The organism is Pedobacter sp. Hv1 (assembly GCF_001412215.1).
Taxonomy (GTDB): domain Bacteria; phylum Bacteroidota; class Bacteroidia; order Sphingobacteriales; family Sphingobacteriaceae; genus Pedobacter.
In genome coordinates, this window is the sequence record NZ_LLWP01000004.1 from 446,151 (window position 1) to 461,793 (window position 15,643).

Here is a 15,643-nt window from a genome sequence, read left to right on the forward strand (position 1 = left end):
TTTTCTAAATTATATTAATTCTCTTCAGTTTTTTCTTCGGTATCAGTATTGTTATCATTATCAGTTTTTTCATCTGATTCTGGGCTTGCGGTTTCCGTAGAATCTTCACTTCCTTCTGCTAAAGTTTCTACTTCTTCATCCTCATGTTCAATTTTAGCTACAGATGCAATTTCATCGTTACCTTTTAAAGTAATTAAACGAACACCTTGCGTTGCTCTTCCCATTACCCTCAATTCGCTCACTACAATTCTAATAACGATACCTGATTTGTTAATAATCATCAAGTCATCAGCATCTGTTACATTTTTTATAGCAACTAATGCGCCAGTTTTTTCGGTTACGTTAATTGTTTTAACACCTTTACCACCTCTATTGGTTACGCGGTAATCGTCAATATCAGTACGTTTACCATATCCTTTTTCTGATACTACCAAAACAGTTGCCTCAGCATCGTTAATGGCAATCATACCCACAACCTCATCCTGATCATGTGCCAAAGTAACGCCTCTTACGCCCGTAGCCGTTCTTCCCATTGGTCTAACCGTACTTTCGTTAAAGCGAATTGCTCTACCAGAACGCAAGGCCATTACAATTTCACTATTACCCGTTGTTAAACTTGCTTCTAGCAATTGATCGCCTTCGTTAATGTTAATGGCATTGATACCGTTAACACGTGGACGCGAATAAGCTTCTAAAGAGGTTTTCTTAATGGTACCTTTTTTAGTACACATAATGATAAAGTTATTCTCCAAATAATCTTGGTCTTTTAAATTTACAACCTTGATATAAGCTTTAACTTTTTCTTCTTTAGGGATATTGATAATGTTCTGTAATGCTCTTCCTTTACTTAACCTGCTTCCTTCCGGAATTTCGTAAACCCTTAACCAGAAACAACGGCCAGCTTCGGTAAAGAACAACATGTAGTTATGGTTAGAGGCAATTAGTAAATGTTCTATAAAGTCTTCATTTCTAGAATCGCTTCCTTTAGCGCCTTTACCACCTCTGCCTTGTGTACGGTACTCTGTAGCAGGGGTACGTTTAATATAACCTTCGTGCGAGATGGTAATTACAACTTCTTCGTCTTCGATGAAATCTTCCATGCTCATGTCTTCTGCCGAGTGAACGATTGTAGTTCTACGCTCATCGCCATATTTATCAATCATTTCTGCCAATTCATCTTTAATAATTTGCATACGTAAAGATTCGTCAGCTAAGATAGATTTCAAGTATTCGATGGTTTTCATCAACTCTGCATATTCTTCTTTGATCTTATCGCGCTCCAGTCCGGTTAACCTACGTAGGGTCATATCCAAAATGGCCCTAGCCTGGATGTCGCTCAAACCAAATTTCTCCATTAAGCCAACTCTCGCTTCTTCTGGTGTGTTTGAGCCACGAATTAATTTAATTACTTCTTCAATATGATCTAAAGCAATTAATAATCCTTCTAAAATATGTGCACGTTTTTCTGCTTCTGCTAATTCATACTTCGTTCTACGAACAATTACATCATGTCTGTGGTCAACAAAATGACGAATTAAGTCTTTTAGGTTTAACATTTGCGGACGGCCATGAACCAAAGCAATGTTATTTACACTGAAAGATGTTTGTAATGCAGTTTGTTTGTATAAGTTATTTAAAACGATACTCGCATTGGCATCGCGTTTAATTTCGTAAACGATGCGGATACCATCTTTGTTAGATTCGTCTTTGATGTTGGAGATACCTTCCAGTTTTTTCTCGCCCACTAATTCAGCGGTACGCTCAATCATTTGAGATTTATTAACTTGGTAAGGTATTTCGGTTACAATAATGGTTTCGCGGTCTTTTACAGTTTCTATTTCTGCTTTGGCACGCATTACAATACGACCTCTACCTGTTTCGAAAGCATCTTGTACACCTGTATAGCCATAAATAATAGCTCCTGTAGGGAAATCAGGACCTTTGATATGTTTCATCAACTCTGCAATCGTAATCTCATTGTTTTCAATGTATGCTATTGTTGCATTTATGGCCTCTGTAAGGTTGTGAGGTGCCATATTAGTTGCCATACCTACGGCAATACCAGACGATCCATTGATCAATAAGTTCGGAACTTTAGAAGGAAGTACACTTGGCTCTTGCTCAGTGTCATCAAAGTTTAACTGAAAATCGACAGTATCTTTATTGATATCTGCTACCATTTCTTCAGCAAGTTTACTAAATCTTGCTTCGGTGTAACGCATAGCAGCAGGCGAATCGCCATCAACTGAACCGTAGTTACCTTGTCCATCAACCATTAAATAACGTAAGCTCCACTCCTGTGCCATACGTACCATGGTCATATATACCGATGAATCTCCATGTGGGTGATACTTACCCAATACCTCTCCAACAATACGTGCAGATTTTTTATAAGGTTTTCCTGCACCCAAACCTAATCCTAACATACCATACAAAACACGGCGATGTACTGGTTTCAAGCCGTCACGCACATCAGGCAATGCCCTACTTACGATAACCGACATTGAATAATCGATATAAGCAGATTTCATCTGCTCATCTATGTTTATTGAAATAATTTTGTCGTTCTCTTGATTTTCTAAATCTTCTGCCATAAATAATATTGTTCGCTAAAAAGCGAATTTAAATTAGGTTTTACTATAACCTTGCGAATTTAATAAAATATGCGCCAATATGCACCTTTATGTGGAAAAGTTTTACCCTTGGGGATAATGAGTTTTTAGGGTAATTTTTAACCGAATGATTTCTTGTCAGTTCCAACATTTAATCCTTCTTCTGATCAGAAAAAATAGGTCATTTATTAGTAGCAAAATAGATTTTTATCCATTATTAGGAGCAAATATTGATCATTCTTCATTTCAGAAAAGCAGTACCTGTGGTTCTTTGGTTCCGATAGCCCCGCTGTACGCTCTACTGCGTGCCGCTGCCATCGGGTTTAGCTAACAAAAAACAGTGTCCTTTTTGAGCGTTCAGTTTCCTAGCGAAATGCCCTTGTCAATTAAACCTGATTGGAGCGAACACGGAGCCGCAGGCGAAGTAAAGCGGAAAGCAGGACTGACTTTGCGAAGAGAAACTGACTATCGTTTGCTAATCCATTTGTTAAACATTATTAGGAGCAAATATTGATCATTCTTCATTTCGGAAAAGAAGTACCTGTGGTTCTTTGGTTCCGATAGCCCCGCTGTACGCTCTACTGCGTGCCGCTGCCATCGGGTTTAGCACACAGAAAACAGTGTCTTTTTTGAGCGTTCAGTTTCCTAGCGAAATGCCCTTGTCAATTAAACCTGATTGCAGCGAACACGGAGCCGCAGGCGAAGTAAAGCGGAAAGCGGGGCTGCATTGGCCAAAATGCTACTACCTTTCGTTTTCTAATGTAAAATAGGGAATGGGGAATAGTAAATATGAAATAGTGAATAGGTAATTGGAAATAGAAAATGGGGAATAGGTAATAAGGAGGAATGAACAATTAAACTTTTAACACGGGATTATCTACAATTGGCAATTTGGCAAATTTGATTACTTCTACACTTGGCACACCAAAATCTAGCATTACTTTACCTAAAATTAGATAACAGCCCTTACCTCTAAAAGGATAAACGGGAGAGCTATTTGGGAAATGGGTAGTATCGAAAAAACTCCCTTCTCTATCTATAAAGGTTCCAAACCACATTTTGGTATTTTTGATGGTGTAAACTGTTTTATCGCAAACAAAATTACCCAGCATTTTTACAATCTTACCTTCGTGTTTAACTAGATCATTGGCCAAAACATCTCCCCTATAAGCTGTTTTAAGCAAATCGAACATGCTTAAACTTACCGGAAAGCCTAGCAGTTCCAGTTCTTGATAGGCATCTTCAATTAAATGACTTTCTAAAACTGGTAGCACATAAGATTTGGCAGCTAAATGAAACAGCTCTTGCCCTACAGTTGGTTTAGTGCTGTTGCCCAAGTAATTGTGCACTTCCCATAACAGTTCTTTTTTAGTTTTACCAGTAAAGCGCAAGGCGCCAATTCTAATCAATATAATCGATTGTTCTAGAGAAAGATAGGTGCGTTTAATTAAATCTTCTAAATCGATATATTTTCCATTTTGTTTGCGCTCTTGCGGAATGCTATCGATTAGTTTATTTTCCAATCCTTGGATACCGATCAGGCCCAAATAGGCATCATCTGCATTGATATTCACTACACTATCGCTATGGTTTACACAGGGCAAATGTACCCTTGCTCCTGTTTGTTGTAAGGCATGCACATAAACCCAACGTTGATAAAAACCCCCATAATTGTTCAGTACCGCTACCATAAACTCTTTGGGGTAATAGGTTTTGAGGTACAAACTTTGGTAACTTTCTACCGCAAAACTTGCCGAATGCGCCTTAGAAAAGCTAAAGCCTGCAAAACTAGATACCTGCCTCCATACTTCTTTGGTCACTTCTTCGTCGCGACCTAAGGATTTTGCGGTGGTAAAAAAGCGTCTGGATAGTTTTTCAAATTCGCTATTCTTGGTTCGGTATTTACCACTCATTCCACGCCTTAGGATATCTGCATCTGCTAAATCTAAACCCGCATAATGACAACAGACCTTAATTACATCTTCTTGGTAAACCATAATGCCAAAGGTTTCTTCGAGCTGCTCTTTCATTACGTTATCCAAATAATTTACCGCTTCTGGATGATGGTAGCTCTGGATGTACATTTTCATCATTCCAGAACTGGCTACTCCGGGCCTAATGATAGAGCTTGCAGCTACCAAGGTTTTATAATCTTCGCACTGCAGTTTTTTCAGCAATTGCCTCATGGCTGGAGATTCGATGTAAAAACAACCAATCGGCGTACCCGCCCGTAATTGTGCATTGAGCTTTGGATCTGTTTTAAAAGCCTTAAAATTATGGATTTCTATAGACTTGTTCTTGTTCTTTAAAATCAATTGTACAGCCTCTCTAATGTGCCCAATGCCTCTTTGACTTAGGATATCATATTTATCCAAACCAATCTCTTCTGCTTCGTACATGTCCCATTGTACGGTCGGAAATCCTTTTGGAGGCAGATCTAAGGCCGTATAATAAGTTAAAGGCTCTTCGCCTATCAAAATCCCACCGGCATGTATAGACCGTTGATTTGGCATATCTTTCATCAAACTATTGATGAGCAGGATTTTATTGAAAACAGGATTGTTGAGGTTGAATTTTTCTTTGGTAGGATCTGTAAAATCGTCGATCTCGCTTTTTGGCAAGCCCATTACCTTACCAATCTCCCTAATAATGGCCCGATCTTTAAAACTGCTCATGGTACCTAACAAAGCAGTATGGGGATACTTTTTGAAAATATAGTTTTGGATCGATGGCCGTTCGTCCCAACTAAAATCGATATCGAAATCTGGTGGAGAACTGCGTTTATGGTTCAGAAAACGCTCAAAATAAAGGTCTAATGCAATGGGGTCAACATCTGTAATTTTAAGGCAATAAGCCACAATACTATTGGCGCCAGAACCCCTACCTACATGATAGAAGCCCCGCTCTTCCATTGCATAGCGAACCACATCCCAGGTGATGAGGAAATAAGCAGAAAAATTCAATTCATCGATTACTTTTAACTCTTTATTTATCCTTTTTAGCGCCTCTTCATTATCATTTCCATAGCGATAAGCCAAACCTTTCATGGCCAACTCGGTTAATAAAGCCAAATCTTCTTGTGCACTACCTTTAAAGTACTTTTTGTTCTTTTTGCCAAATAGGTAATCGTCTGTTGTACAAGAATCTAATAACCTTTGGGTATTTTCTAAGATAAAAGCATAGGAGGCAAACTTGTCCCTCAGTTCATTTTCACTAATAAACCACTCATTTTGCTGGCAATAATTGTTTTCGGTTAGCTTACCTAAAACTGTATTTAAAGCTATAGCTCTTAAATATTTATGCAACCTATGTTGTATTTTATCTTTAACTGTTACTGGATGAAAAACCACCAATTTATGTTTGATTGCCTGAAGTGCTTTACCTACAATTTTATGAAGTTCATTGGCACGTATGCCTAAATATTCGTGGTCTTTTAAATTCTCTTTTTTACCATAAGGATAAACCACAAAAGCATGGTTAAATGAAAAGGGTTCGACTGGCAAAGGCAACTCGTTAAGATTGTGGTAGGTTAAAAAATCATTCAACTCTTTCATGCCCTCTTTATTTTTGGCAATACCTATATACAATAATTGATGATCACGCCTAAATTCTATCCCTATAATTGGTTTAATGTGGTAAGCTGGCTTAATTATTTCTCCTTCATCATTTTTCTGATCAAAATTTTCTTTACGGCAGAGCCTAATCAACTCCATACAACCTGTAGAGTTATTGATATCGGTGAGTACCAGCTGATGGATATCTTTTGCCCGGGCCTCGGCAATGAGGTCTTTTATTTTTAGGGTACCATAACGGAGACTATATTGAGAATGTACGTTTAAAAACATTTTTTAAATGGATTAATAGTCCATGGCTTATTTGCATAAAAATCATTAACCAATAGGCTATTGATCCTTATGGCCGTTTATACATTTTCTTAGTTTCGCCTTTATTAGGCATCAGGGTTGCCAATTTAATGGCATCTACACCGTATAAAGAACGCATCTTATCCATACTTTGGTAAAGGTTATAGATCTTTTCTGAAGGTCCGTACAACGAAATCTGTTCATTTCCACTCACCAAATGAGACAATTTAACCCCCACCAAGCGCAACAACATCCGTTTGGTATATACTTTATCAAAAAGCTGTTTTGCTTGAGCAATTAAGGTAGAATCTATAGCTGTATAAGGAATTTTGGCTTGTTGTGTTACCGTTTCGAAATTGGCATACCTGATGGTTACCGTAACACAGGCTGTTAACTTCTGTTTCTGCCTCAGTTCAAAAGCCAATTTGGTAATCATATCGGTTAAAATGAGCTTCATGCCAGCAATATCCATGCTATCACTATCAAAAGTGGTTTGTTTGCCAATAGATTTTTGTTCGCGATAAGGTACCACAGGCGAGAGGTCTATCCCGTTGGCTTTTTGCCACAGGCTAAGGCCATTTTGTCCTAATATCTTAAACATGAGGTCTTGTGGAATTTGAGTAAGCGTATGGATTTTCCTTACGCCCATTTCACTCAATTTAATAAAGGTAGAATCGCCCAATCCAGGAATTTTTTTGATAGATAATGGGTCTAAAAATGGCCTAACTGCCAGTTTTTCGATCTGCATTTCTCCATCTGGCTTACACTCATTGGTTACCATTTTTGACACGGTTTTATTGATCGATAAGCCAAATGAAATGGGCAAACCTATTTGGTGCTGTACGGCCAACCGGAGTTCTTGGGCAAATTTCATACAGCCGAAAAAACGATCCATACCGGTCATATCGATATAATGTTCATCAATACTCGCTTTTTCTAAAACGGGTACCCTTTCTTGTAAAAGTGCTGTAATTTCGTGCGATTTTTTACTGTAATCTTCCATGCTGCCCTTTACAAAGGTTGCATGTGGGCAAAGTTGGCGGGCCATGCGAATGGGCATTGCCGAATGGACGCCATATTTACGGGCTTCGTAACTACAGGAGGCTACCACTCCCCGATCAGACAAACCACCAATAATTACAGGTTTTCCTTTTAGGCTACTATTTTTTTGGATCTCTACAGAAACAAAAAAAGCATCCTGATCCATGTGTATGATATGTTTATCGCTGAAATCCATAATGATGACAGCAAATATAATACTAATTATTTTAGTTTAATTAAAAATTAAACTAAAATAATTAGTATACAAAGATTTATTTGGTTCGTGTTTACACGAACCAAATAATATTAGCTAAACCCAGTCTACTCCTTTTTTAAGTAGGTTTAGGGTATTTTCTTCTTCGCTATTGGCCAAAACCTGAGGATTGTAATTCCATTTGGCAGTAGGTGGCAAACTCATTAGGATACTTTCTATACGCCCATTGGTTTCTAGGCCAAATTTGGTGCCTGCATCATAAACCAAGTTAAATTCTGCATAACGGCTTCTGCGTAAATACTGCCATTCTTTTTCGTGTTCGGTATAAGATTGGTTACGGTTACGATCGATCAGTTCGGTATATACTGGCAAAAATGTATTCCCTACTGCTAAAGAAAAATCCAACAGTTGTTTAAAGTCCATATTGGTATTTTCAGGTTTTAGGCGATCGTAAAATATCCCACCTACCCCTCTTGTTTCTTCACGGTGTTTGATAAAGAAATAGTCGTCGGCATGTGCCTTAAATTTCGGATAAAAAGTGGGATCAAAATGATCACAGGTCTGTTTTAAACGGTGATGGAAGAATCGGGCATCGGTTGGGATAATGTAATGAGGCGTTAAATCAATTCCACCGCCAAACCAACGGGTTTGCTCATCCATTTCAAAATACCTAATGTTCATGTGAATAATGGGCACAAATGGATTTTCTGGGTGCATTACGATAGAAACACCAGTGGCAAAAAAATCGTCATTTGCTACATTAAAGGCCTTTTTAACAGCTTCTGGAAGTTTCCCATGTACTGCAGAAAAATTAACGCCACCTTTTTCAATTACATTGCCTTGTTGCATTACCCTGGTGCGGCCACCACCACCACCATCACGTTGCCAAATTTCTTCTTCAAAATTAGCTTTTCCATCTGTTTGAACCAATCCTGCACAAATGCTATCTTGTATTTGTTGATACGCTGCCGCTACTTCGTCCCTAAACATCATTATTTAAATTAGAACTCAAAGTTAAGGCTAATCGAAGCTTTATAGCGAAGGAATAATTAGAATTACGTTTGTTTGACATATAACTGGTTTTCAATGAACCTTTAAGTAATATTTTCATGAACAGTTCAAATGCTCAAAGTTATTAGCTATTTTACACTAAGTAATTAGTTAATTTTCAAAACCTTAACCTAAAAAAAATGAAAAAAACAAATTTATTAAGCAAAACTGAAATGAAAAAAGTAACAGGAGGCGATGATCCTCAATCATTTTGTGTGGATCAAGTTCATTGTAAAGATGGTAGTGGCAACACGATTACTAAATATGACGCACCTGGTTGTGCTGCAGATTGGGTTAGTTTACAATTCGCTTGTGTAGGAGTTGAAAATTCAGTATCAGCTGTATGTGTAACTTGCTAGTTAACTCTTTATAAGATACCTACTTATTAATTTTCAACCTTAACCAACAAAAAAAATGAAAAAAGCAAATTTATTAAGCAAAGCTGAAATGAAGAAAGTAAACGGGGGTACAGATCCTATTGGCCTTTGTACTCCTCAAATTCACTGTGTTAATGATCAAGGCAATACCGTTATGAAATTTGATGTACCAGATTGTGAAACATTTTCTATAGGCATTGCTTGTTCTGGAGTAATTTATAGTGCATCAGAATCATTTTGTGTACCATGCCCTTAGTAAAAAAGTAAATTGACAAATCAATGAATCTAAAAAACCAATTTCCTTAACAGGAGATTGGTTTTTTTCATTTATACCTCTACGTAATCTAAATCTTTGTGAAAGGTCTCTTTCAATTGACTTAAGGCCAATAAAGCAATAAGTAGGCAAACGAAACCAACAATCATTGCACCTTGCAGAATACCATATTCGCCTTTTAGAAATTGGAATGAAAGCGTAACCGCTACTACAGAACCACGCACAAAATTAGGCACCGTTGTAGTAACTGTAGCCCTTAGGTTGGTACCAAACTGCTCTGAGGCAATGGTTACAAAAGTTGCCCAGTAGCCTGATGCAAACCCTAAAAACAGACTTAACCATATAAACGTTTCAGGGCTTAAGCCTTTGGCATTTAAATAAACCACAATAGCTACTGCAGTTAACAACAAGAAAATGAGCATTACCTTTTTTCTAGACCTTAACATTTGACATAAAAATCCTGCTACCACATCGCCAACTGCAATGCCAATGTAACAATACATGATCCCTTTACCTGCATTTAAGATACCTGTAGCATTTAGCGCTTTTCCGAACTCGGGAGAAAATGTGATGAGTACGCCTACCACAAACCAAAGTGGCAAACCAATTAGGATACAACAAAGGTATTTTTTAAAACGTCCGGCATTATTAAAAAGCATTAGGATATTACCTCTTTGAATGCTTGTTTCTTTTACATCTTTAAATAAGCCAGATTCTGCTAAACCTACTCGTAAAAACAATAACAATAGCCCCATGCCACCACCAATAAAATAACTGGTTTGCCAAGTATAATGACCTCCAATTAATGCAGCAGCTACCGCACCAAATAGTCCTACACCTGCCACAATCATGGTTCCATAGCCCCTATTTTCTTTACCCATGCTTTCGGTAACCAAGGTAATTCCTGCGCCTAGCTCGCCAGCTAAACCTACCCCTGCAATAAACCTGATGATGGTATAAGCCGTTACCGAACTCACAAAACCATTGGCTATATTGGCCAGAGAGTAGACAATAATTGAACCAAACAATACACTTAACCTCCCCTTTTTATCGCCCAATACACCCCACAATATCCCGCCTATCAACATACCGAACATCTGGCTATTAATAATCGTGGCACCAACACTTAACATGTCGGCATCTGCAACGCCTAAATCTTGGAGGCTTTTGATCCTCACTACCGAAAAAAGAATAAGATCGTAAATGTCAACAAAGTAGCCTAATGCCGCTACAATAATAATCAGCGTCACATTTCGCTTGTTAGAAGGGTTCATATCGTTTGTTTAATTTGGTGCCATTAAACTACAACAAAAATAGTATAGAATCAAAAAAGCCCTATCAATAAATGAAAGGGCTTAAACTAACTAACCATCTAAACTTATTATTTTATTCTGGTATTTAAAACTACCTTCATTACAAGGCTAATACCATTGCTTAAAATCAAATGTTATAACATATATACGAGATGAAACAGTGTATGGTTTTTAAAACAGTCGGGATTATAAATCCCGACTAACAATCTCGACCAACACTATTTATATAGTACCAAAAATTCAATTGGCCGTTTGGCTTTTTCTAAACTCAGCCCCATGCTGTTTAGTATTTTTGGTAAACTGGCTGGATTTTCTGGTTGAAAAGAAAATTTAATGTCTAATTTTTCTTTGTTGCCAGTTTCATCAACAATCAACGATTTAAAAGTTCCAAAGGTTTCTAAGAAATCTGCAAAATCGGGCATATCCATACTTTGCTGATCAATTTCTCCATGTCTGGCATAATAGGTTCGTTTACCAGATTGATTTCGGGGAATGGCATTGAACTTATTTACATCAGCAATTTTTAAGACATATACTTCTTTTTCTTGTTTTTCTGTTTTGGCTTGCAGGTCAAATCGTTTTAACAATTCTGCTTTTAATGTGGGGATTAAATCTTTCTGTTCTTTTACGATGATATCTAAACAGTAGATCTCTTTTTTTCCTTCTTGAGCAACCTTATTTATCGTTCGTTGATAAGGAAAATCGCCAAAAGCCTTACTATACATACCTGTTAAAGTCGCATTCACAAAAGTTAACCTCCTCCCTGCAAAAGCAGGCTGATCTAAAAAAGGAATCATCATACCAGAACCGCCTTTAATTTCGGGCTGTAACATTAACCTATTTTGTACCGTATCTGCTGCAAAAAAGTATTCCTTAATATAGTCTTCGGTTGGGTTATCTTTCTTTTCTGCTAAATGCACGGTTTGATTTGCCAGTAAGCTATCAATTACCTGTGCGGTAATATTTTCTGGGGCTGTTGCCGCAATTAGCTTCCCTTCGGTAGAAATGAGTACGCTATGCGGAATGAGCGAATGTGGGAAATGTTTTTGTAAAGTGTATCCCGTATCAACGGCAAACCAAAGGTTAGATGGCCTAGCTTTTAAAAATTGTTTGGTCCGTGTTACACTTTCACCCGTTACGGTAATTACCTGCAATTTATCTTTGTATTTGGCCTGTAGTTGTTGCAAATGTGGCATGGCAACGATACAACCCCCGCACCAAGTGGCCCAAAATTCTATCCATACCAATTTCCCTTTCAATTGTTGAAGTTCTATTGTTTTTATTGGTGCATTTAAAATTGTTTCCAATTTAAAATTCGGCACCTGTTCTTTATTTTTTACTTGCGCAAAGGCATGGCTTGTGAGCAATAAACAAACTAAAATTATTCTTTTCATGTGTGTGGTGATTATTTGTATAAAACAAGCATGTCTATTTTTCGCTCTGCTTTTTCTAGTTTCAAACCGAGCTCAGCTAAAGCTTTTGTTAAACTTGCCGGATTTTCTGGCTGATAAACCAATTGGATATTAAACTTTGTATTGATCTTTGTTTCGTCTATTACGGGAAGATTTACAATGCCAAAACTTTCCAAGTAATCAGCTATATCTTCAAACACTACCCCATCTCCAGAAAAGGTACCCGAACCACCTCCATAAGCGCCCTTACCTTCAACTTTGCTCACTGTAATCTGGTTTACCTTTGCTTGGTCTTCAACCTTTAATACATACACAGATTTAGGAAATTGTTCTATTTTAGCTTGTAATTCAAATCTTTTAAGCAATTCGCTTTTTAAAGTAGGCAACAATTCTTCTGCTGTTTTGGTAATGAGATCTAAACAAAACCGTTCTTCTCTATTTTTTTCGACAGTTGTAGTTTGATCAATTACCCTACCATAGGCAAAGCCCCCATAAGCAATCCGATACATGTTTTGTAGGCCTAGGTTAATCATGGTTAACCTTCTGCCTGCAAATACAGGAACATCTCTAAATTGCCTCGACATACTCGGACCGCCTTTAATTTCTGGTTGGATCAGCAAACGAGATTGTACTGTATCGGCAGCAAAAAAGTAGTCTTTTATAAAATCTTGGGTCATGTTATCTGATTTTATTTTCAGGTCTACTGTTTCCTTTTTAATGAGTTTGGCCATTACTGCTTCTGTTACCTCTTCAGAACTGGTATTGGCAATCAGTTTACCTTCGGCATCTATTAAAACCACATGCGGAATGGTTCGGTGTGGGAATAAGACGTTTAAGGTTTCACCCTTATCTATAGCAAACCATAAATTAGAAGGCCTTACCTTCAAAAAGAGTTCTACCCTTTTCACTGTTTCATCACTAACAGTAACAACCTGTAGCTGATTTTTAAATTTCTTTTGTAACGCTTGTAAATGGGGCATTGCTGCTACACAGGGCGAACACCAAGTTGCCCAAAAATCAATCAGTACTACCTTGCCTTTTAACTGGCTTAGTTTAACATCTTTTACAGACGAGTTCAAGATGGTCTTAAACTCAATATCTGGTACTTGTTCGCCATTTTTAACTTGGGCAAAAGCACAACTCCAAGTTAACAAGCCTATTAAAATGATCTTCTTCATGTGTTTAATTATTTTGAACAAAAATGGTGTAAACTTCAATAGACAAAAGTTAACCGCAGTTAAAGCTGAGTTAATTAGTGTTAACGCTGATGAAATTCTCATCGTTGCCCCTTATGTTTGTACCATGCAGAAAAAAATAGTGTATGTACTAGTCTTGATGAGCTGTTGTGTTTTGGGCATAACTGGCCTACAGCTCTATTGGAACTATCAGAACTATCAAACTACTGTGCGCAATTATCAAACAGCTGCCAACAATGCTTTGGATCAAGCTGTAAATAGAGAAAGAAAATTAAGACAAGAAGAAATCATTTCAAAAGTAAGACATTGGCTGGCCGATACTTCATTTATCAATATCGAATGCAACATCAACAATAGAGATAGCAATACCGTTTTTACCATACAAGATGTGCACCCACGTTTTTTGGAAGATACCGCTAGAAAAGTAAAGTTTTTTCAAGTCGGCTTGTCTAAGTTTACACAAAAGCTTAGAAAAATAACCCCTGCTGCTAAAGCGATCTTTATTGACCATTTTGCAAAAAATATACTTAAAGAAGATATCAAAGATGGGAGTATCTATTATTACACACAGGGCTTGGGCGATAGTATCACCCAGGCATTTGACGAAAACAAATTAAATAAGCATCGACTGAGCAACTTGTATCAAAAAGAGCTTCGACTTAAAGAGATTTATTCTCCTTTTCAATTGAATCCAACCACTATTCCTAGCAAAGGATTTTTTCAAACATCGAAGGTAAATGCCTCTCTAAAAGCACCATTTGAAATACAATTGGTTTGGGCAAGCTTAGAAAACCCAAACAACTATTATTTAAAAGAAATGAAATGGTTGATTGTTACTTCTTTGTTATTGATTGGAATAACCTTATTCTGTTTTTACTACACCATTAAAACCTTGTTTAACCAACATCAACTGGTTGCACTTAAAGATCAGTTTATCAGTAACATGACGCACGAGCTCCATACACCTCTGGCATCAATACAAATTACGGCAGAAGCTTTACAAAAGTTTGCACCAGACCCAGCAACTCGAGAAAACTATTTGAATATTATTTTATATCAAACCCAAAAGTTAACAGCATTGACCCAAGAAATTTTAAGCAATGCCAAACTAGATTCTTTAGGTTTTAGCAAAGCTGATCAGATTGCCATCAATGATCTCATTTTAGCGGTAACAACCGAGCTCAAATTAGCCGACAATATCAACTTAAAATATGCTCCAAATGCAATAAGTAGCACATTTAAAGGAAATCAAACCCATTTATCTCGTGCATTGAGCAATATTTTAGAGAATGCAGTAAAGTACAATACCTCAGCAGCACCAGTTATAGAAATTAAGATCAAAGAATACCAGAAAGGAATTGAAATCCAAATTGCAGACAATGGTGCTGGCATAGCTGACGAATTTAAGGAAAAGGTTTTTGACCAATTTTATCGCATTTCAACTGGTAATGTGCACGATATCAAAGGTTATGGCTTAGGTTTAAGTTATGTTAAAAAGGTGATTGATCAACATCAAGGTACCATCAAGATATTAGACAACCATCCAAATGGAACTATTTTTTTGATTAACTTACCCTACTAATGGAAAATGGACACCTGCTTTTGGTAGAAGACGAGCCTTTTTTAGCCAAGGTAATTGAAGACAGTCTCAAACAAAAAGGCTACGCAGTAACCTATGCGGCTGATGGCAAAAAAGGATATAACTTGTTTCTAAACAACAATTTTAACTTGTTGATTTTGGATGTGATGTTGCCCCATACCGATGGTTTTACCTTAGCCCAACAAATTAGAAAAGTAAATTCAGTTATTCCCATTCTTTTTCTAACCGCTAAAACAGAAATTGCAGACCTCATAACCGGATACAAAAGTGGTGGAAATGATTACCTTAAAAAGCCATTTAGTTTGGATGAGCTGTTTCTTCGGGTAGATGAGCTCTTGAAAAGAACCCAAAAACAAGAGCCGCTAAATTTAAGTGACATTCATATAGGCAATTATAATTTTAGCCACCACAAACAAGAATTGATATTTGATCAGGAAGTGATTAAACTTTCTAGCCGAGAAAGTGAGCTGCTGTTATTATTGTATAAAAACAAAAATAACTTAACAGATAGAAAAATGGCCCTCCTTTCTCTTTGGGGCGATGATAGTTTTTTCAACACCCGAACTATGGATGTTTTCATTACCAAATTACGCAAACACCTTAAAAAAGACCAACGAATAGAAATCTTAAACGTACGTGGAATGGGTTATAAACTGATCTGCTAATGTTAGCGATTTTTACTACATTATCT

Annotated in this window: 10 protein-coding genes and 1 pseudogene; 4 read left to right on the plus strand and 7 right to left on the minus strand. The window is 37.2% G+C overall.

Features of this window, described 5'->3' with window-relative positions:
* Positions 1 to 14: 14 nt before the first annotated feature.
* From gyrA to hemF, 4 genes are all read right to left on the minus strand, one after another.
* Complete coding sequence (gyrA, locus tag AQF98_RS09800) at positions 15 to 2,594, minus strand: DNA gyrase subunit A (RefSeq protein ID WP_055131756.1); 2,580 nt, start codon at positions 2,592 to 2,594, stop codon at positions 15 to 17.
* Between the two features lie 872 nt (positions 2,595 to 3,466).
* Positions 3,467 to 6,457 (minus strand): DNA polymerase III subunit alpha, encoded by a 2,991-nt coding sequence (gene dnaE, locus AQF98_RS09805; protein WP_055131757.1) that lies wholly within the window; start codon positions 6,455 to 6,457, stop codon positions 3,467 to 3,469.
* Between the two features lie 67 nt (positions 6,458 to 6,524).
* Entirely contained in the window at positions 6,525 to 7,712 is a 1,188-nt protein-coding gene (gene dinB / locus AQF98_RS09810; protein ID WP_055131758.1) for a DNA polymerase IV, read from the minus strand.
* Positions 7,713 to 7,826: 114 nt separating this feature from the next.
* Entirely contained in the window at positions 7,827 to 8,723 is an 897-nt protein-coding gene (hemF, locus tag AQF98_RS09815; RefSeq protein ID WP_055131759.1) for an oxygen-dependent coproporphyrinogen oxidase, read from the minus strand.
* Between the two features lie 191 nt (positions 8,724 to 8,914).
* Between hemF and AQF98_RS09820 the strand changes: the two are divergent.
* Positions 8,915 to 9,139: pseudogene (locus tag AQF98_RS09820) on the plus strand (hypothetical protein); the annotation flags it as partial.
* 55 nt (positions 9,140 to 9,194) lie between these two features.
* Positions 9,195 to 9,413, plus strand: a complete 219-nt coding sequence (locus tag AQF98_RS09825) for a hypothetical protein (RefSeq protein ID WP_055131761.1) — start codon at positions 9,195 to 9,197, stop codon at positions 9,411 to 9,413.
* A gap of 71 nt (positions 9,414 to 9,484) precedes the next feature.
* Here AQF98_RS09825 and AQF98_RS09830 read toward each other — a convergent pair whose 3' ends face one another.
* From AQF98_RS09830 to AQF98_RS09840, 3 genes are all read right to left on the minus strand, one after another.
* Complete coding sequence (locus tag AQF98_RS09830) at positions 9,485 to 10,705, minus strand: MFS transporter (RefSeq protein ID WP_055131762.1); 1,221 nt, start codon at positions 10,703 to 10,705, stop codon at positions 9,485 to 9,487.
* Between the two features lie 257 nt (positions 10,706 to 10,962).
* On the minus strand, positions 10,963 to 12,138 hold the full coding sequence (locus AQF98_RS09835) for a TIGR03435 family protein (protein ID WP_055131763.1): 1,176 nt from the start codon (positions 12,136 to 12,138) through the stop codon (positions 10,963 to 10,965).
* 11 nt (positions 12,139 to 12,149) lie between these two features.
* The gene (locus tag AQF98_RS09840; RefSeq protein ID WP_055131764.1) at positions 12,150 to 13,334 is read right to left on the minus strand and encodes a TIGR03435 family protein; all 1,185 of its coding nucleotides are present in this window, start codon (positions 13,332 to 13,334) and stop codon (positions 12,150 to 12,152) included.
* On the opposite strand from AQF98_RS09840, the gene AQF98_RS09845 reads away from it, so the two are divergent.
* Complete coding sequence (locus AQF98_RS09845; RefSeq protein ID WP_055131765.1) at positions 13,333 to 14,934, plus strand: sensor histidine kinase KdpD; 1,602 nt, start codon at positions 13,333 to 13,335, stop codon at positions 14,932 to 14,934. The two genes, AQF98_RS09840 and AQF98_RS09845, sit on opposite strands and share 2 nt — an antisense overlap.
* The gene (locus AQF98_RS09850; RefSeq protein WP_055131766.1) at positions 14,934 to 15,617 is read left to right on the plus strand and encodes a response regulator transcription factor; all 684 of its coding nucleotides are present in this window, start codon (positions 14,934 to 14,936) and stop codon (positions 15,615 to 15,617) included. The genes AQF98_RS09845 and AQF98_RS09850 overlap by 1 nt, the downstream gene beginning before the upstream one ends.
* Positions 15,618 to 15,643 lie beyond the last annotated feature (26 nt).

Coding starts and splice junctions, on each gene's coding strand:
- gyrA (WP_055131756.1), bottom strand. CDS start 2,594: ATGGCAGAAGATTTAGAAAATCAAGAGAACGACAAAATTATTTCAATA.
- dnaE (WP_055131757.1), bottom strand. CDS start 6,457: ATGTTTTTAAACGTACATTCTCAATATAGTCTCCGTTATGGTACCCTA.
- dinB (WP_055131758.1), bottom strand. CDS start 7,712: ATGGATTTCAGCGATAAACATATCATACACATGGATCAGGATGCTTTT.
- hemF (WP_055131759.1), bottom strand. CDS start 8,723: ATGATGTTTAGGGACGAAGTAGCGGCAGCGTATCAACAAATACAAGAT.
- AQF98_RS09825 (WP_055131761.1), top strand. CDS start 9,195: ATGAAAAAAGCAAATTTATTAAGCAAAGCTGAAATGAAGAAAGTAAAC.
- AQF98_RS09830 (WP_055131762.1), bottom strand. CDS start 10,705: ATGAACCCTTCTAACAAGCGAAATGTGACGCTGATTATTATTGTAGCG.
- AQF98_RS09835 (WP_055131763.1), bottom strand. CDS start 12,138: ATGAAAAGAATAATTTTAGTTTGTTTATTGCTCACAAGCCATGCCTTT.
- AQF98_RS09845 (WP_055131765.1), top strand. CDS start 13,333: ATGTGTTTAATTATTTTGAACAAAAATGGTGTAAACTTCAATAGACAA.
- AQF98_RS09840 (WP_055131764.1), bottom strand. CDS start 13,334: ATGAAGAAGATCATTTTAATAGGCTTGTTAACTTGGAGTTGTGCTTTT.
- AQF98_RS09850 (WP_055131766.1), top strand. CDS start 14,934: ATGGAAAATGGACACCTGCTTTTGGTAGAAGACGAGCCTTTTTTAGCC.